Below are 16,895 nucleotides of genomic sequence, written 5' to 3'. Positions count from 1 at the left end.
TGGTAAGGAGTCCAGTGGGCGCGTACGAGCGGGGTTGTCCGTCCACGTTATTAGCCTGAGGGCGTCGCGATCGTGGACTTGGACCGACAGCAAGGGTTTGCTCTGCTTGCGGAGATGACCTCGACGCGGGTGTCGATCGGCGTCGAGAAACTCTACAAACTGATCCTCGGACTCATCGTCCTGGACCCGACCACAGGTCGCCCACCGTTAGAGATGCAAGCAGGGACACAAGCTAGTCCCATGCACGCAGCGGTCATGCGTCGCTGGTCGTCGATACCATCAAATATATGACCCGTCGAAGCTCCGAACGCGCGATAGCCGAAGCGCGCCGACGAGGTGCTGCGCAGGAGCGCCGCGGCCAGAAACGGGAGACCTCACTGCATGCCAGCCCAGCGTCAACTAGCGTGCCAACCGACCCACAGGCTGCGTTGTGGGCTGCTTCCCGAGCCGGTGCACGTGCCGGGCGCGGCTTTCGTTTTCAGGATCTGGTCGCCACGCTCGTTGTATTGCGTCTGTGGAGCGAGGGTGACGCGACAGCGGTCGTGACACCGGAAGGGTTTGACGACATTTCGGTGCAGTCGTCGAGCGGGTCATTCTTCATTCAGGTCAAGTCGCGACGCGAGAGCGCGGGCGATTTCGCCCCGACAGACCTGCGAAAAGACTTACGTTCCGTCGCGAAGGCCTGGGTGAAGCGCAAGGAAGCCGAACTCTCAGCCGAGACGATCCTCTTGCTTGAGCGCCCGGTCGCTCGAATCCCAGTCCCCGAGTGGGGGAGTGAGGCTGCACAACCTGCCTCGAGTGCCTCGAGTGAATTGGCCAAGGAACTGGATGCTCTCTCCTTCGACAACGACCAGGATTCGGCTGCCTTTGCGGCCTCAGCCTCAGTTGTAATTTGTCCTGATCCGCACGCGCAGGCGATCAGCATCGTTGCCGGGGCTCGTGATTTCCCGGATGGACTTGCGGAAATCATTGTGGCTGCCGTTTGCACCCAGGTGGGACAGGCTAGCGACTCGAACGCGGACCCGGATGTCGCGCGGCGCGCGGCCGTGGACATTGCAGGCATCGATGTCCTCATTGACCAGGTCCTTGCGACCGTTGACCTTGAGTTGCTCGATGAGGCAAAGTCGCTGGGGGTTTGCGAGGCAATCGACTGGAGATCGCCTGCTGATGACTCCGACATACGTCAGGGCGTGCATGTGGGGGCTCCCCATGTCGCTGCCGGATTACTCGTGCCCCGTTTTGAACTAACCCAGCAGGTGATCGAAGTCGCGGCGGCCCGCCGGTTGGCGGTCATCGCCGGGCCGAGCGGCAGTGGCAAGAGCGCACTCGCCTACGCATCCGCGCACGAAACTCGGAGTCTGTATCGCTGGCAGCATGTCCATTCGCTGACACCAACGGGGCGCACCGGGCGCGATGCCGTCGCACTTCTTTCCGCACGCATTGAGTCTTTGCGGCCGAGTGCGTATGCCCCTGTGGGAGTCCTCATCGATGACGCTGGGCGCCACGACCCAGATCTCCTCGATCGACTACTGAGACGGCTCGCGGATCTGTCGAACGTGATCACCGTTGTTTCGATTCGGGAGGAAGACCGCTTCCCTGTCCCGCTACTGTCGGCCATTGCCACGATAACGCCCATGCTTGACGACACCTTTGCAGAGCAACTCTGGCGCGACTACCGGACTGACAATCTCACCGAATGGGCCGGATGGCGGGAACCGGCCGAGCGAGCAGGCGGTCTCCTACTGGAGTACGTCACTCTGCTCACCGAAGGCGTGAATCTCGACACCGTCGTCAGCGCGCAAGTCGCCGCACGCGAAGCAGACCCGAGTCGACATCTTGAGCTTGAGATCCTCCGGATCGCATCGTGTGCCAACCAATATGGCGTCGCCGTCCCTGCACACGCGATCCAATCCGCTCTGGATGCCGATCGCGGCGCATTCATCGCCGCCAGCCGCCGCCTCATCGACGAGCACCTCATCGTTGAGGACTCGGGCAACCTCATACGACCGCTGCACGAAATCCGCTCCGCCGCACTCGCCCGGGCAGCTCACCCCTTCGGACAGCAGGAGACCCTCCAGCGCATTGTGCCTCTGGTGACCGGCGCCGAACTCGCCCGATTTCTCCGACGCACACTCGAGTCCGGGGCCGACCAGGCCGTAATGATCCAGGCCGCAACCGAGCGCATCACACGCGATCGCACCCTCCAGACGCTCATCGCAGTCGCATCCGCTTTCCGCGCCGATGGACTGCGACGGCGGGCCGACGACTGGAAGCTCATCCTCGATGAGTGTGACGTTGATGCTGGCAACGCTGTAACTGCGTTCACGATGTCCCGCACAAAGCCGCGCCCCGGCACAGAACAGCTCTTCAAACCCGAGATTGTGGCAGCCGTCGAGCGGCTCCGCAGCGTCCCGACCGATCCGGATCTGCAACCCCTATGGCAAATGATCGACACGACGCTGGTCGAAGAACTCACGACCGCCGCGGTCCCCGATGATGATGCAACTCAACTCCTTTTGCAGGCCATCACCGTACTTCGCGGTTTTGACGTCACAGCCCTGGAGTCCACGGCAGGTGCAATCGGCGCACGCCTGACTGTATGGCCGCTGCACGACGCGGCCGATATGACGGAGGCGTTGCGCCGCGCGGCACCCGAACTTGCGGAACGCGCTGTCATCACAGCCGGCGGCGAGCAGCTCCTCCTGCGCAGGATCGCGATAGAAACACCGTGGCTAGCATCGCTGGAACGCGTAGACGACGGGGTGGATGGCAGGTGGATCTTCGTCGACGAGGAGCTACAGCCGAACCAGAACGAGGCCGTCGTTGAGGTGTGCCGACTGGCCCTCGCTCTTGCGCCGACAGCGTTGATCGCCCGGGTAAGTGCCGTTGATGCCCTTGGGCGTTTGGTCAAGCTCGGCGACCACCCGCTCGTTGACAAAGCGATTCCGCGGGAGAATTTGCCCCATACCCTCGAAGTCTCCGACAACAGAGCCCAGGCTCGAGCGTTGTCTCGAAAGTACGGCGCGGGCACGCTGACGTCCAAGCTTGCGGCTGAGGCTAAAGCGCTCGGGGCACTCATCGACCTGCTTCCCGAGATCACCATCGCCCACCTAGGCGATCGGACTGTGCCTCAAACGATTGTCCGTCAGTTCGAATCGGTGAACGCGCTACTTTCCGAGATGGACTCCCCGGCAGACGAGGGCTACACGGACGAAGTGCCCGGCGCTCTCGGTGACTATCCCGTCGAGAGCGACGCCATCACTGTCGTGCGATCGATGCTCCAGTACGTCATTCCAAACCTTGCACGGGCAGATGTCGCCGAGCGGCGCCCCATCCTGACTGTCGGAACGCTCGACAGTCTCATCCCAAAGGTCGGCGCCTTGATCGAACTCGACCGATACCGCTACCTCCCCGACCCGCCCGATTGCGCTCAGCTACTCGACTGTCTCCGCCAATTGCGAATGGTCGCGTCCGCCAGCGCAGGATCGGACTTATCAACGCGCGTATCCATGCGGGCCGCTGCTGGGCGACACACGGGAACCGCTCGGATCGCAGCAGCAGCCACCGTTGCGACCGAGCGCTCTTTCGCAGCCCTGCAGAAAGAGGCCGAACGAATGCGACTTGCGCTCACAAGCGCGGGGTACGCGGTCGCTGTAGTGCCGAGCTCCTCCGACCACACGATGATGAGTTGGCCTCCAGGAGACCTAGTGATCACTGTGGAAGGAGAGAGCGTCCTCACCCATCTAAATGCTCTCGCGTCTCTCGCGGATGCTGCGAGAGCTGCTGTTGAACAGCCCGACCGGCGTGTATGGATTGGACTGCGCTCAGCCGATGGCTACTTGTCTGCCTCGATCTTCCAGGTTGCGCATCACGGGGTGCTCCCACTTGGCGATCGTGGAGCGCCTTCCGCATTCGCAGGCTCGACCGCTGCGACACCAATTTCTGATCCTTACGGGGCTTATCTTCAGCAAGCTCGTCGTCTCTCTTCGATCGCGGCGATCATTGCGATCCGCGGGAGCACTCTGATTCCCGACGAGGAAGGACGGGTGCTTGACGAATCGTGGGACCGTCTTGTCGGCCTCAAAACGCAACTCGATGAACTCACCTCCGCTCACGCTGGAACCGACTATGTGTCCGCGCTCAGCAACATTTTGACGGTCATCGGCTCGGCGATCACTGATGACCTGTCCACCGCAAAGGGCTCAGCGGAAGAAGGCCGATCTGGATGGGATGAGATCGCGAGCTTGCAAAGCCTGCTGCTGCTTGACACAGACCAAGCGGCAACACCAGGAACCGATGCTGCGGTCGTCTACGGCACGGCCGTTGTCATCGCGGACATCGAGGACGATTTTGAGGATGCTGATGATCGCATTGCACAAATGCAAGGGCACGGTTCGAATTCCTAAACGGGCAGGTCGTCCGTTATCGACTGACTGGTGACGCCTCGGAAGCTGTGTTATTGGCGTACCGCCGGACGGGGACCAAAAGGGGACCAGAATCATGCAATCCATGCAATCCATGACGCGGTCTGCATGATCTGAGCTGCGGAATCACGCGGTTTTTAGTGAAAGTCGTGCCGTTCGGACGCCTGGGGGTCAGGGGGTCGCAGGTTCAAATCCTGTCATCCCGACGGAAAAGCCCGGGGGGTCTGCTGAGGCTTTGGTTGAGTCCGGGGTTTATGCCGCTAGTGCGACGGTTTCTATCATTATGGTCTCGAATTCGATGGGGGTCAGTTTCCCGAGTCGGCGTTGCCGGCGTTTGCGGTGGTAGGTCCCTTCGATCCATTGCACGATCGCCAGCCGGAGCTGGTGGCGGGTGTTCCATCCGCCTCGGTCGAGGACGTTCTTCTGCAGCAGGCTGAAGAACGATTCCATGGCCGCGTTGTCCGAGCACGCGCCGATCCGGCCCATCGATCCGGTTAGCTTGTGACGCTTCAGCGCCTTGAGGAACTTACGTGATCGGAACTGGGCGAGTTCAACCGGTCGTTGCAACGCCATCGGTTTTGAGTGATTGTAACTGTTCGGCGAAGACCTCGGCAGGTGTCTTCCAGTCGAGGACTTTTCGGGGGCGGTTGTTCAGCGCGAGGGCGACGGCTTCGAGGTCTTCGGCCGACCACCGTGACAGGTCGGTGCCTTTCGGGAAGTACTGACGCAGCAGGCCGTTGGTGTTCTCGTTCGTGGGGCGCTGCCAGGGCGAGTGCGGGTCTGCGAAGAACACCTTGGTGCCGGTGTCGAGGGTGAACCGGGCGTGCTCGGACAGTTCCTTGCCTCGGTCCCAGGTGAGGGTTCGGCGCAGCTGTTCGGGCAGCTGCGCGATTGACGCCGCCAGCGCGGTGTTCATCGCGACGGCGCCGTAACCGCTGAGCGCGGGTCCGTTCTTCACGGCGGGGACGTGTCCCCACCCATCGAGCCGGGGCAGGTGCACCAGCAGCGTGGAACGGCTCTTGCGTTCCACGACGGTGCCGATCGCGGACCGGCCCGCTCCGATGATCAGATCGCCCTCCCAGTGCCCGGGAACCGCGCGGTCAGCGGCCTCCGCCGGCCGCTTGCTGAGGACGACATCGGCGGTGACGTGCCCCTGAGGCTTGTTCTGCGACCGTGCCCTCGGCTGGCGCAGTGCGCGGCCGGTGCGCAGGCATGCGACCAGCTCCCGTTTGAGTGCGCCACGCCCCTCGATGAACAGGGACTGGTAGATCGCTTCGTGGCTGATTCGCATGGACTCATCATCGGGGAAATCGATCTTCAGCCGGTGCGAGATCTGCTCCGGGCTCCACGCCGTGGCCCACCGCCGATCCTGCCGGTGCGGCTTGCCCCGGCCCTTCCACTCGGCCGTCTTCGGCCCCAACACCGGGGTGCCGTCCACGCGGCGGACGGTGCCGTCAAGACGCTCCTGGACATACTCGCGCAACCTGTCGTTGACGACGAGCTTGGCGACCTTCGGTCGTTTCGCGGCCTGCTGGGCCTTCCACTGAGCGACCGTGGCGCGGTACTCCTGCGTCCCGCCACGGGTGGCGGCATTGCGGCGCAGTTCGCGTGAGATCGTCCCGGGATCACGCCCCAGAGCACGAGCGATCTCACGAACACCCCCGTTCTTGGCTCGCAGGATCGCGATCTCCTCACGTTCCTCGAAGGTCAGGTAGCGGCCCGTCGGGGCGGCCAGACTGATCGGTGGCATGCCGCCAGCGTGGCGAAACCAGCGCGTGCCGACTGGTACCGACACGCCAACCGCCAACGACGCTTCCGCTGTCGTGACGCCCGTCGCGATGAACCGCCAGAACTGCCGCTGCACCACCCGCGATGGATCAGGCCGCCCGGGCGAACGCAGCGCTGGCCGCAGCGCCCGATCCGCACGCCACTGCCGACGCACACCCTCCGGGACATCGCTGGTCTTTCGACTCCAGTCCGCCGTTGCCATCGCTGAACACCTCCATGATCAAGGTGTTGCGACGATTGATTGAATCCGCCCTGACTTCCTCGGTCCGAATGCACGATCACGCCTTCGGGGCCACCACGGTGAGCGACTGCCATCTCCAGTGCGTTGACGGCGATCCGTGCCTTCATCCTCGAATCGATCGAGTAGCCGACGATCTTGTTGCTCCAGACATCCTTGATCGCACAGAGGTAGAGCTTGCCCTCGGCCGTCCAGTGCTCGGTGATGTCCGTCAGCCACAGCCGGTTCGGACCATCGGCGGTGAAGTCGCGTTGGACGAGGTCGTCATGCACGGGCGGGCCCGCTTTCTTGTACCGGCGTTTCCGGGTCGTGATCACCGAACGGATCCCCGCCACGTGGCACAGCCGCCACACCCGCCGCTCCGAGGCCGCATGGCCGGCATCAGCGAGGTCATCGGCCAGCACCCGGTACCCGCCCTCAGGGTCGTCCTCGTGCAGGTCGTGGAGCACGTTGATCAGGTGCGCGTCGTTCACGTCCCGCCTGCTCATGGGGGTCTTCAGCCACTTGTAGTACGCCTGCGCGGTAAAGCCGAGCACCCGGCACGCCACCGCGACCGGCACCCTGACAAGGGCACCGGCCGCGGCCATCTCACGGACGAGCGGGTAGATCATTTTGGGGAGCGGATATGCGCCTGCGACAGATACGCCGCCGCCCGCCGAAGCACCTCGTTCTCCATCTCCAACTCCCGGATCCGCCGCAACGCCACACTCATCTCCCGACGCTCGTCGGGATCAGTGGTTGGAGCGAACCCGTGGGAGCGGAACCGGTCATCTCTCACCCACGTCTGCAGCGCAGTCTTCGAGATACCCAGATCCCTGCACACCTTCTTCTGCGATGAGCCAGCAGCGACCAACGCGACAGCGTCCCGCTTGAACTCATCGGAATAGATCTTCGGCACGATTGCCATCCTTCCAGCAGACCCCCACCCGGGAATCATGCGATCAAGGACTCAACCAAACCTTCAGCAGACCCAGGGGACCAGAATCAGCCTCGCGCCCCCACACCCCGCACCACGCCGACGCAGCGTCGTTCTGACCTGTGTGGAGCTTCGGTCCCGGTTGCGTGCGGCAAGCCCTGGCGGGATCCCGACCCTGGTTGAAGCGAGCGAAGAGGATCTAACCAATCGGGTACGCGCCGGGCGTGGTCGCGCCGTCGCTGGTCAGTGTGCGGAGTTCTGACAGGAACTGTGACCAGCCGCGCTGCCCCTTCTGTGCGCCCGCCCCTGCGAGGTTGTCGCCAGCACGGTAGGCGCGACCGACCGAACCCGGGATGCGCACCGGCACACTGCGACGGGTGCGTCCTCCCATCACCTCGATGTAGGCATCGGCGAGCTGGCGGATGTCGAGGATGTCGGGGCCGACGATGTCTGTGACTCGGCCCGCGGGGGCACCGAGTGCGATCTGGGTCAGCCGGGCTGCCACGTCGTCGACATGCACCGGTTCGAAGCGCAGGCCACCGGGCGTCAGCAGGAAGGGAAGCTTGACGAGACCGCGGATAATCGGCAGCACGAATGAGTGCAGTTGCGCGGCGCGCAGCACTGTCCAGGGCACGCCCGACTCCATGAATGCGCGCTCCGCCATTGCCTTCGCGCGGAAATATCCGATGGGCATCGTGTCGGCGCCGACCACGGAGATCAGGATGAGGTGCCGTACGCCAGCGTCCTTCGCTGCGGTGGCAAGGTTCTTCGCCGCGATGTCGTCGCCCTTGGCTCCGCCCGCGAGGTGCAGCACGATGTCCACGCCGTGGAGCGCTTCGGCGAGTCCTCGTCCTGCGACCGTGTCGCCTTCGACATGCTGGATGCCGGGCTGGTCGTCGCCACGATGGCGGGAGAGGATTCGTACGTCGCGGCCTGCGTCGCGCAGCAGTGGCACGACGCGGCTGCCGATGGTTCCGGTGCCGCCGGTCACGAGAATGGGGGTGTTCATCGTTGTTCTCCGCTTTCTGTCACAACCGAGGGCGTTCCCTCGTCGAGATCATGACGATCGACATCGCGGAGATGTGACATGACTGATCGAAGGTTTCTTGCCCGGCGCTTCGACACCGAGCGTCCGCGGCTTCGCGCCATCGCCACGAAACTGCTCGGTTCCTCCGCCGATGCGGATGACGCGCTACAGGAGGCCTGGTTGCGACTGGACCGGTCAGGGGACGAGGCGATCGAGAATCTGCCGGCCTGGCTCACCACCGTCGTGTCTCGTGTCAGTCTCGATATGCTGCGTGCGCCGCGCCGGACGCGGGAGCACTCCTGGCAGGTGGAGCCCTGGAGGGATGAGCCCGTCTCGGCGAACCCGGATCCCGCGGAGCTCGTCGCCCAGAGCGATCAGGTGAGCGTCGCCCTGCTGATCCTCCTCGAGACGCTCAGCCCCGCCGAACGCATCGCCTTCGTGCTGCATGACGTCTTCGACCAGCCGTTCGACCAGATCGCAGCCGTGCTCGATCGCACCCCGGATGCCGCCCGCCAACTCGCTTCCCGTGCACGTCGACGTGTGCGTGGCGCCGCAGAGCCCGCCCGCCCGAGCAGCGAGCGCGGCAGGCGCATTGTCGAAGCGTGGCTGGCCGCCGCCCAGGACGGCAACATCGCAGCCCTCCTGTCGGTTCTCGATGACGGCGCCGTGTTGCACGCCGACTACGGCACGACGAAGCAAATCGTCGACGGTGCGCACGCCATCGCGGAGCAGGCAGTCCTGTCCGGTCGGCTCGCCGCGCACTCGACGCCCGTCCTCATCGACGGCAGGCCTGGCGTCGCGGCCGTCATGGGTTCGCGTGTGGTGTCGATCATGGCCTTCGACATCGAGGATGATCGCATCGTACGACTCCACGTCCTCGCCGATCCTGACCGCCTCGACGCACTCGGCGTGCAAGAGATTGTCGACATGGCACCATGAGCCTGATCGCGGCGATGAACGTCCCGTCAGAGATTGATCAAGAGATGGATCAGAATATGCCCGAGCACGTCGATCTCCACCGGGCCGTGACAACCGCTGATCACCGTATCCTCCGTGTTCGGCGGTTCCGCGGCCGCCATCGCCGGGGCCGCAGTTCAACTACAGTTGGGTTGCATGGGCATGCTGGCCTGATTATCGGGCCAGGCACCGCGCCGGCGCCCCAGCCAAGGTCGCGACCCGGAAACTCATTGAGGAGTCAGACGAGAGTCAATTCCAGAGACTGAGCTTGTGCGGATTCATCATCATGCGCACGTCAGTGACAACGTCGGCGGCGACGTCGAGGGTCACCACGCCGATGATGCGTCCTTCGTCCCAGAGGGCAAAGCCGAGACCGTCGGGCGTCTCCTGCTCGAGGACCGTGGCGTTCGGGTTCTTGTTGAGCGCGCCGAACAGGAAGCGCGCGACCTTGTCCGCCCCGAAGATCGGGTTGCGGGCCGCAGTGACGACTCCGCCGCCGTCGGATCGCAGCACGACGTCGGGATCGAGCACGGCGACCAGGCGGGTGATGTCGCCGGTTCGTGCCGCTGCGGCGAAAGCGCGCACGACCTCGTCGTGTTCTGCACGAGACACCCTGCTGCGGCGGGCTCGCTCTACGCGCCGTCGGGCTGAGGCCGCGAGCTGACGGGATGCCGCAGGCGTGCGGCCGACGATGTCGGCGATCTCGTCGAACGGCACGGCGAACACATCATGGAGGACGAATGCGACACGCTCGGCCGGTGTCATGGACTCGAGGACGACCAGTAGCGCAGTGCTCACCGACTCAAATGTGAGGAATCGCCTCACATCCGGGCTCGCTGTGCGGTCATGAAGGGTATGAACACAATGATCCTGTGCACCGAACGTTCGTCGCTGTGGGAACAGCTCGAGTCGAAAGCGTCGGCACGATGAAGATCGTCGTCGCGGGCGCGACCGGTGCTCTCGGCAGCTGCGTCATGGACGCGGTGCGTATCGCAGGGCACGAACCGGTGCCGATCAGTCGCAGCTCGGGTGTGGATCTGATGACCGGAGCGGGACTGGCCCCGGCCCTGGCCGGGGCAACGGCGGTCATCGATGCCTCTGCAACGAGTACCACCTCCACGAAGCAGTTCGTCGACTTCTTCGGCACCGTCACACGCAACCTCTTGGCCGCCGAACGCGCAGCCGAGGTACCGCATCATGTCGCCATCTCGATCATCGGCGCCGCGAAGGTCAACGCCAATTACTACGCGGGTAAGGCGGCCCAGGAACAGATCCTGCAGGCGGTGGGCGGCGGGTGGTCGCTGCTTCGGACCACGCAGTTCCACGACTTTGCGAAGCAGCTGGTCGGACACGGCAAAGTCGGTCCCTGGCAGGTGGTGCCGACCATGCGGTCGCAGCCGATCGCGGCGACCGAGGTCGCCACCGAGCTCGTGGCGATCGCGTGCGGCGAGCCTCGGGGCCTCGAGCCCGATCTCGCCGGTCCGCGCGAAGAGAACATGGCGGATCTGGTGCGGCGCTACCTCGCCGCGATCGGGAGATCTCGCCCGGTCATCCAAGTGCCGCTCCCGGGAGCCTGGGGGCGCAGTATGCGCGATGGCACGCTCCTTCCCGCGCGCGGCACGCGCCGTGCCCGGGTGACCTTTGATGAGTGGCTCACCACCCAGTCAGGGCCGACGTCATGACTGTCGTCATACGCATCGGGCTCGCCATCCTGTTCCTGGACGAGCTGGTGGTCGGCGCGTGGAACGCGATCTCGCCCGAGACCTTCTACCGGTATTTCCCCACGGTCGACCTGACCCCGCCGTTCAGCGAGCACTATGCTCGCGACTTCGGCGGAGCGAGCCTCGGCATCGCGCTTCTTCTCGGCATAGCGTTCTTCGTGCCGAAGGCGCACTTCGTGATCCCCGCGGCGCTGGCCTACTCCATCTTCTCCGTGCCGCACTTCTTCTTCCACCTCGCACACCTCGAGGGAACGACCGGCGGTGAGGCGATCGCGCTCACCGCCGCGAACGCCATCGTGGCATTGATCGGAGTTGCGGTCATCGTCCTGACGATCCTGCGGGACCGCCGTGCGCCCCGGCAGGAGGCAACGGAAGACGTCACGCACCCACACCGGCGGTGCGGGCAGTAACGTCGCGGTAGCTGCCGTCGCGGATGTCGTCGAGGAGCGAGCCGCCCACCGGCGTCCAGTCGAATGTGCTCCGGGCCTTGTCTCCGGCCAGCAAGCCGGGTGCGCCGAGCACGAGCGCGAGCGGGCCGAGAGTCGCGGACGCGCTCTCGCGGGGGAGCGAGACCGGTTGCGCCCCGGTCACTGTACTGACCGCTTGCGCGAGTTCGCGCATCGTGAAGGGGTGCTCGCCCTTGACGTTGTAGACGCCGGCAAGGGGATGTGCCAGGGCGGCGACGTAGAGATTCGCGAGGTCGTCGACATCGATGGCATCCCAGACGTGCGCACCCTCGTCGATATAGGGCGCCGCGCCCGTGGATGCGGCGCTGCTGATCAGACCGGTGACCAGTTTCGACCCGCCGCGGCCGTGCACGAGCGCGGCACGGAAGACGATGGGAGTGATGCCCTCGGCCGTGAGAAGAGCCCGTTCCCCTTCGCCCTTGACGGGCTGCGCGCTGCGCTCGGGCAGCTGCGCGTCTTCATGACGGTCCTGGCGCGGATCGATCCCGTAGACGAGCCCCGTGCTCGTGTACAGCACCGGCTTGGCGGTTTTCGACTCGCCTGCACCCGCGGCCAGGGCACGCACAGCGGCGAGCTCGGTCGCCGCGGCATCGTCGGTCATCGCGCCGTCGAACGCCGCGTGCACCACCGCCTCTGCGCGTGCTGCCGCAGCGCGAAGCACACCGGTATCGGCCAGCGACCCGCGCACCACGGTCGCACCCGCCGCGGTGAGCCGTTGCGCACCCGCGGTCGTGCGCGCGAGCGCGTCGACCTCGTGCCCCGCGGCGAGCAGGTGTTCCCGTAGCACCGAGCCCACGTATCCGGTGCCGCCCGTGAGAAAGACCTTCATCTCTCGTCCCTTCTGCACAGGCACTTTGCCTGTGCAGAATCGACGGTAAACTGTGACGCTAACGTCAAGGTCAAGTCGAGGGGTGCACGTCGTGAGAATCGGAGAGCTCAGCCGCGAGACGGGGGCGAGTCCCCGGGCGATCCGCTATTACGAACAGACCGGGCTGCTGCGGTCCGAGCGTCGACCGAACGGGTACCGCGAGTTCGACGACACCGCCGTTCAGACGGTGACCACGATCCGAACGCTCTTCGGTCTCGGTTTCCCCTCCGAACTTGTCTCGCGCGTCCTTCCGTGCACCGGCGACGCGGGCCCGATTGCGGGGGACTGCAGCGCGCTCATGCAGCGCGTCGCCGAGATCCGCGACGATATGGACGCCAAGGCGCGAAGTCTTGACGCCACCCGCGACCAGCTCACCCAATTCCTCGCGAACCAGCAATAGCCAGGCGCGACTATGCGACGAACTCGCGCAGCGCGTCCCAGAGCAGCTCGGGCGTTTCGAGCTGCGGCACGTGGCCGGTCCGCTCGAGCAGCGTGAAGCGGGCGCCGGGGATGGCGGCAGCGTAGGCACGGCCATAGTCAGGGTCTGCGATCCGGTCTGCCTCGCCCCAGACGACAAGTGCGGGCACATCGATCGACCCGAGCCGGTCGGCCAGCGCGGCATCCATCATCACGCCACCGTAGACGGCAAGCGCATCGCGGTTGCCGAGCACGATCTGCTGGGCCGCGGGCGGCAGTGTCGCAGGGTCGGGGATGACGGCCTTCGTGGGGTCGTTGTAGCTGCGTTGCGCGATCTGCGCGGGGGTGAGCGCGAAGAAATCGGCCACCGGATGCTGTGCGCTCTCGATGCCGACCGCGTCGACGAGCGCCACGCGGCTGACACGCGGGGAGTGGCGCAGGGCGAGCTCGGCGGCGATCCATCCGCCGAGCGAGTTGCCGATCACGGTGACCTCCTCAAGGTCGAGGGCATCCAGCAGTCCGGCATAGAGTCTGGCGAGGCCGGCGACGGTTGCCAGTGCGGTGGGACGCGGGGTGCCCCCGAATCCTGGATGCGTCGGGGTGATGACCCGCGCGCCGGCGCGGTCGGCGAGCAGCTCGGCGAATCCGGTGACGGATGCCGGGCCTGCGCCGCCGTGCAGAAGCAGTACGGCGCGTCCGCTGCCGCGGTCGTCGACCGTGACCGGGATCTCGCCGTCGGTCGTGGTGATGATGAGGGTGGAATTCGTCGTCATGTGGTGCTCTTTCTGGTGGTGGCCATCAGCACCGCGCTGATGGCTGAAGTGATGAGGATGACAGCGACCAGCAGCAAGGCCGTCGTGTGCAGAGCCGTCAGGGCGGGGTCGCCGGTGGCTGGGGCGTCACCCGGTGTCACCGTGAACACCGCGCCGATGACCGCGGCCCCGAGCGCGCCACCGATCTGACGCAGGGTGTTGTTCGCGACGCCGGCCATCCCCGATTGCTCCGGTGGCACCGCTCGCACCGCCAATGCGGCGGCGGTCGCGACGGTGAACCCGCACCCGATTCCGATCACGATGAGGCGCCCCGAGAGCCCGAACACCGATGTCACCTCCGCGAGGGTCAGCAGCGCGGCGCTTCCGGCAGCCGCTATCAGCAGCCCCCCGATCAGAAGGGCGGATGCCGGCACACGCGCGAGCAGCGGACCGGCGGCGATGCTGGCCGCCACGTTGCCGGCGAACAGGCAGCCGATCTGCAGGGCGATTCCTGACGGGTGCACGCCGCTGTGTGCGAGCGAGACGCTCACCACGAACACCAGGCCCACCATCGCGAAAAGAGCGACGGCGGCACAGAGCCCGGCGGCGCTGAAAGCGCCGGAGCGGAACAGCCGCGGGTCGATGATCGGCTGACGGCTGCGCAGCTCGATCGCGACGAACGCGGCGAGCAGCAGCACCGCGCCAGCCAGCGACACGAGGGCTCCGGCATCTACCCATCCGTGAGAACCGGCGCGGATCGCTCCGAACACGAGCAGCACGGTCCCCGCCACACCCGTGACAAGTCCGCCCAGGTGAAGCGGCGAGTGACTCGCAGAGCGGCTCTCGCGAGCGGCGACGAGTCCGAAGGCGATGGTGGCCAGGGCCAGGATGCCGGTGGGAACGAACAGCGCCGGCCAGCCGGCAACGGCAGTGGCCGCCCCTGTGATGAAGGGGCCGCCGCCGAGCCCGATGACATTGGCCGCGGCCCAGACACCGACCGCGCGGTCGCGGGCAGCAGGGGTCGAAGCGGTGACGACGATCAGCGGCAGTGTCGCCGACATCACCAGGCCTGCGCCGACGCCGCCGACGGCCTGTGCCAGCCAGAGCAGCGGGATGGCCGCCGAAGCCGGTCCGGTCGGCGCGGTCGCGAGCACGCCGGCGATCAGGCCGATCGCCGAGCAGGCGCTGGTGAGCACGAGCCCGAGCAGTGTCGTGCGACGGCGTCCGAAGCGGTCGCCGAGCCGTCCACCGGCGAGAACGGCTGCCACCAGCGCGACGGTGAAGGCGTCGGTGACCCATTGCAGGTCGGCGGTGCTCGCCTGGGCGTCGGCGCCGATCAGGCCGAGACCTCCGTTGACGGCCGAGAACGGCAGGTAGCTGACCAGCATTGCGATCCACGCGAAGGCGATGGTCGCCGAGCCGCTGCGCTGCCGTTCGGGGGTGGATGTCGCGCCAGCCGTAGCCGGCGGCGAGGTGGTTGTCTCTCCCATATCAGTAACCTTATATCAAGATATTGAGATAAACATCTTGTGTGATGGACTATCGTCACAGTATGGCGATGACGGTGCAGCAGCTCGGGCAGGCGGTGAAGCGCCTGCAGGTCAAGCACCATCGAGCCGGCAATGAGGCGTTGAAACCGCTGGGGATCTCGATCGTTCAGTGGGACGCCCTGCGTCACCTTCGCGCGCACCCCGGCGCCTCGCTGCACGACCTCGCCGTTCTGACATTCCAGACCGATCAGGCCTTCGGCACCCTCGCGACCCGGATGGAGGCGCGGGGACTGATTCGCCGCACGAGCGGGCCGGGCCGGGCGATTCGTCCCGAGCTCACCTCTGAGGGTGCACGAGTGCTCGAAGACGCCACGAAGGCGATGGATGCTGTTCTTCGCGCATCGTTCGAACCGCTGTCGGTGAGTGAGCGAGCGGTGTTCGCAGAGATGCTTGCCCGGTTGGTCGAACAAGCCCCCGGCGCGGGGATCTCCTCCTCACCGCGCCGCGCTGAATGAGGCGAGCGCGGCGGCCGCCTGCGTCTGATCCAGCAGCGTCACCACCCGCCCGGGTTCGGCTGAGGCAGAGGCTGCCACGGCAACCCGGCCGACAAGTTCCGAGGTGACCTGCGCGGGGTCTGGCGAGGCGACGAAGCGGGTCGCGACGGGGCCGAGCTCGAGCAGAAACGCCCGCTTGGCACCCTGCAGTTCTGCCACCAGAACCTGGTGCATCATCTGGAGTGCCGTCTGCTCCATGCTCACCAGGCCGCTTCCGGGTATCGGGACGTACGCCGACTCTCCGACGATGATCGAGTATGCGCCGACATCCGTCATGTGTGGCAAGCTCGCTCGCAGCACGGCCATGTGAGTGGTCGCAAGGTTCACGAAGGCGCTCTGCCAGTCGGTCTCGTCGATCTCCCAGAGCGGCTTGCCAGACCACCAGCCGCCGATGGTGGCCACGACATCGTCGATTCCACCGAGCCGTTCGAGCATCGTCGCGACCAGTGCGGCTGCGCCGGCGAAGCTCGTGTAATCGTGCTCGAAAAGGTGCAGATGTTTGGTGGCGGCAGCGCCCAGCAGACCGCGGAACTCGTCGGCCCGGCGCTGGCTGCGGGTGGGGACGATGACGTCTGCGCCGGCGGCGAGGAAGGCGCGCACTGCGCCTTCGCCGACGCCGCCGGTGCCGCCGGGAATGAGAACCCGGCGTCCGGGCAGCGGCGGGACTGAGGTGAGATCAGACATGAAGAGGGCTCCAGTTCAGGTGACCGCCAGGGTGGCGGTCGGGATACCGTTGGGGTAACCAACGTTGGGATGGCCAATGTATCACGTATCTGTTGGGTCGGCCAACGGTTAGTCTGGGGAGATGGTCGACACCGACGACGAGTTCCACACACCGGCGCGGCTGAGCGCCCTCACGAGCTGGCAGGCGCACAAGGTCTCCACCCTCGGAGCGCGGATGACCGCTCGCCACATGCCACTCACGGCGCGATCCGACTTCGCCGTGCTCGCCGCGCTGGAGGAGTTCGGGCCGCTCAGCCAGGCGCAGCTCTGCCGCAGACTCGGGATCGATCGCAATGACGTCAGTGGCATCATCGGTCGGCTCGAGGCCGACGCCCGCGTCGATCGCAAGCCCGATCCGGGCGATCGCCGTCGCAATCTCGTGACCCTCACGCCCTCGGGCGCACGATATCTCGATGAGATCCAGCACGATGCCGATCTGGCGCAGGACGAACTGCTCGTCGGCCTCGACGACCAGGAGCGCCGGCAACTGCATGCACTCCTGGCCAAGACGCTCGCGGCGCACAGACCAGAACCGGCGTAGTCGCGCCGACGA

At 65.8% G+C, this 16,895-nt stretch carries 14 protein-coding genes and 2 pseudogenes; 7 read left to right on the top strand and 9 right to left on the bottom strand.

Going from position 1 to position 16,895, the window contains the following annotated elements; translation table 11 throughout:
• The first annotated feature begins 287 nt into the window (after positions 1 to 287).
• The gene (locus tag ET475_RS00265) at positions 288 to 4,406 is read left to right on the top strand and encodes a dsDNA nuclease domain-containing protein (protein WP_129384928.1); all 4,119 of its coding nucleotides are present in this window, start codon (positions 288 to 290) and stop codon (positions 4,404 to 4,406) included.
• Between the two features lie 270 nt (positions 4,407 to 4,676).
• Here the strand turns inward: ET475_RS00265 and ET475_RS00260 are convergent.
• The 4 genes and pseudogenes from ET475_RS00260 to ET475_RS00245 form a co-directional block, all read right to left on the bottom strand.
• Positions 4,677 to 4,970, bottom strand: a pseudogene (locus tag ET475_RS00260) (integrase core domain-containing protein); the annotation flags it as partial.
• Positions 4,971 to 4,974: 4 nt separating this feature from the next.
• The gene (locus ET475_RS00255; RefSeq protein ID WP_422879925.1) at positions 4,975 to 6,414 is read right to left on the bottom strand and encodes an IS30 family transposase; all 1,440 of its coding nucleotides are present in this window, start codon (positions 6,412 to 6,414) and stop codon (positions 4,975 to 4,977) included.
• A gap of 46 nt (positions 6,415 to 6,460) precedes the next feature.
• A pseudogene (locus ET475_RS00250) lies at positions 6,461 to 7,357 on the bottom strand (IS3 family transposase); the annotation flags it as partial.
• Positions 7,358 to 7,565: 208 nt separating this feature from the next.
• Complete coding sequence (locus tag ET475_RS00245) at positions 7,566 to 8,375, bottom strand: SDR family oxidoreductase (protein ID WP_129384924.1); 810 nt, start codon at positions 8,373 to 8,375, stop codon at positions 7,566 to 7,568.
• 78 nt (positions 8,376 to 8,453) lie between these two features.
• On the opposite strand from ET475_RS00245, the gene ET475_RS00240 reads away from it, so the two are divergent.
• Positions 8,454 to 9,332 (top strand): sigma-70 family RNA polymerase sigma factor, encoded by an 879-nt coding sequence (locus ET475_RS00240; protein WP_129384922.1) that lies wholly within the window; start codon positions 8,454 to 8,456, stop codon positions 9,330 to 9,332.
• A gap of 267 nt (positions 9,333 to 9,599) precedes the next feature.
• Here the strand turns inward: ET475_RS00240 and ET475_RS00235 are convergent, their stop codons facing one another.
• Positions 9,600 to 10,148 carry a sigma factor-like helix-turn-helix DNA-binding protein gene (locus ET475_RS00235; protein WP_242497706.1) on the bottom strand — a complete coding sequence of 183 codons (549 nt, stop codon included), beginning with the start codon at positions 10,146 to 10,148 and terminating at the stop codon, positions 9,600 to 9,602.
• 128 nt (positions 10,149 to 10,276) lie between these two features.
• Between ET475_RS00235 and ET475_RS00230 the strand changes: the two genes are divergently transcribed.
• Together ET475_RS00230 and ET475_RS00225 are read left to right on the top strand one after the other, a co-directional pair.
• Positions 10,277 to 11,032 carry an SDR family oxidoreductase gene (locus ET475_RS00230; protein WP_129384920.1) on the top strand — a complete coding sequence of 252 codons (756 nt, stop codon included), beginning with the start codon at positions 10,277 to 10,279 and terminating at the stop codon, positions 11,030 to 11,032.
• The gene (locus tag ET475_RS00225; protein WP_129384918.1) at positions 11,029 to 11,481 is read left to right on the top strand and encodes a hypothetical protein; all 453 of its coding nucleotides are present in this window, start codon (positions 11,029 to 11,031) and stop codon (positions 11,479 to 11,481) included. Before ET475_RS00230 ends, ET475_RS00225 begins: the two co-directional genes overlap by 4 nt.
• Here the strand turns inward: ET475_RS00225 and ET475_RS00220 are convergent.
• Positions 11,450 to 12,367, bottom strand: coding sequence for an NAD-dependent epimerase/dehydratase family protein (locus tag ET475_RS00220; protein WP_129384916.1), 918 nt, complete (start codon positions 12,365 to 12,367; stop codon positions 11,450 to 11,452). The genes ET475_RS00225 and ET475_RS00220 overlap by 32 nt on opposite strands.
• Positions 12,368 to 12,458: 91 nt before the next feature.
• Between ET475_RS00220 and ET475_RS00215 the strand changes: the two genes are divergently transcribed.
• A complete protein-coding gene (locus tag ET475_RS00215) occupies positions 12,459 to 12,806 on the top strand; it encodes a MerR family transcriptional regulator (RefSeq protein ID WP_165310648.1) in 348 nt (115 codons plus the stop codon).
• A gap of 10 nt (positions 12,807 to 12,816) precedes the next feature.
• Here ET475_RS00215 and ET475_RS00210 read toward each other — a convergent pair whose 3' ends face one another.
• Together ET475_RS00210 and ET475_RS00205 are read right to left on the bottom strand one after the other, a co-directional pair.
• Positions 12,817 to 13,596, bottom strand: a complete 780-nt coding sequence (locus tag ET475_RS00210) for an alpha/beta fold hydrolase (protein ID WP_129384912.1) — start codon at positions 13,594 to 13,596, stop codon at positions 12,817 to 12,819.
• Complete coding sequence (locus ET475_RS00205) at positions 13,593 to 15,065, bottom strand: MFS transporter (protein WP_129384910.1); 1,473 nt, start codon at positions 15,063 to 15,065, stop codon at positions 13,593 to 13,595. Before ET475_RS00205 ends, ET475_RS00210 begins: the two co-directional genes overlap by 4 nt.
• A gap of 68 nt (positions 15,066 to 15,133) precedes the next feature.
• On the opposite strand from ET475_RS00205, the gene ET475_RS00200 reads away from it, so the two are divergent.
• Positions 15,134 to 15,580: a MarR family winged helix-turn-helix transcriptional regulator gene (locus ET475_RS00200; protein ID WP_242497705.1), complete on the top strand. Its 447-nt coding sequence runs from the start codon at positions 15,134 to 15,136 to the stop codon at positions 15,578 to 15,580.
• On the opposite strand, the gene ET475_RS00195 is transcribed toward ET475_RS00200, so the two are convergent.
• A complete protein-coding gene (locus ET475_RS00195; RefSeq protein WP_129384906.1) occupies positions 15,560 to 16,303 on the bottom strand; it encodes an SDR family oxidoreductase in 744 nt (247 codons plus the stop codon). The genes ET475_RS00200 and ET475_RS00195 overlap by 21 nt on opposite strands.
• Before the next feature lie 121 nt (positions 16,304 to 16,424).
• On the opposite strand from ET475_RS00195, the gene ET475_RS00190 reads away from it, so the two are divergent.
• Entirely contained in the window at positions 16,425 to 16,883 is a 459-nt protein-coding gene (locus ET475_RS00190) for a MarR family winged helix-turn-helix transcriptional regulator (RefSeq protein ID WP_129384904.1), read from the top strand.
• The last annotated feature ends 12 nt before the right edge of the window (positions 16,884 to 16,895 follow it).

It is taken from the genome of Microbacterium protaetiae, assembly GCF_004135285.1.
Lineage (GTDB): Bacteria > Actinomycetota > Actinomycetes > Actinomycetales > Microbacteriaceae > Microbacterium > Microbacterium protaetiae.
The sequence above is the reverse complement of the archived record's forward strand: the minus strand, read 5'-3'. Positions and strand labels throughout refer to the sequence as shown.

What these genes read in the sequence shown, in the direction of transcription:
- ET475_RS00225 (WP_129384918.1), top strand. Translation starts at nt 11,029, where the DNA reads ATGACTGTCGTCATACGCATCGGGCTCGCCATCCTGTTCCTGGACGAG.
- ET475_RS00195 (WP_129384906.1), bottom strand. Translation starts at nt 16,303, where the DNA reads ATGTCTGATCTCACCTCAGTCCCGCCGCTGCCCGGACGCCGGGTTCTC.
- ET475_RS00210 (WP_129384912.1), bottom strand. Translation starts at nt 13,596, where the DNA reads ATGACGACGAATTCCACCCTCATCATCACCACGACCGACGGCGAGATC.
- ET475_RS00230 (WP_129384920.1), top strand. Translation starts at nt 10,277, where the DNA reads ATGAAGATCGTCGTCGCGGGCGCGACCGGTGCTCTCGGCAGCTGCGTC.
- ET475_RS00255 (WP_422879925.1), bottom strand. Translation starts at nt 6,414, where the DNA reads ATGGCAACGGCGGACTGGAGTCGAAAGACCAGCGATGTCCCGGAGGGT.
- ET475_RS00220 (WP_129384916.1), bottom strand. Translation starts at nt 12,367, where the DNA reads ATGAAGGTCTTTCTCACGGGCGGCACCGGATACGTGGGCTCGGTGCTA.
- ET475_RS00265 (WP_129384928.1), top strand. Translation starts at nt 288, where the DNA reads ATGACCCGTCGAAGCTCCGAACGCGCGATAGCCGAAGCGCGCCGACGA.
- ET475_RS00205 (WP_129384910.1), bottom strand. Translation starts at nt 15,065, where the DNA reads ATGGGAGAGACAACCACCTCGCCGCCGGCTACGGCTGGCGCGACATCC.
- ET475_RS00200 (WP_242497705.1), top strand. Translation starts at nt 15,134, where the DNA reads ATGACGGTGCAGCAGCTCGGGCAGGCGGTGAAGCGCCTGCAGGTCAAG.
- ET475_RS00240 (WP_129384922.1), top strand. Translation starts at nt 8,454, where the DNA reads ATGACTGATCGAAGGTTTCTTGCCCGGCGCTTCGACACCGAGCGTCCG.
- ET475_RS00190 (WP_129384904.1), top strand. Translation starts at nt 16,425, where the DNA reads ATGGTCGACACCGACGACGAGTTCCACACACCGGCGCGGCTGAGCGCC.
- ET475_RS00245 (WP_129384924.1), bottom strand. Translation starts at nt 8,375, where the DNA reads ATGAACACCCCCATTCTCGTGACCGGCGGCACCGGAACCATCGGCAGC.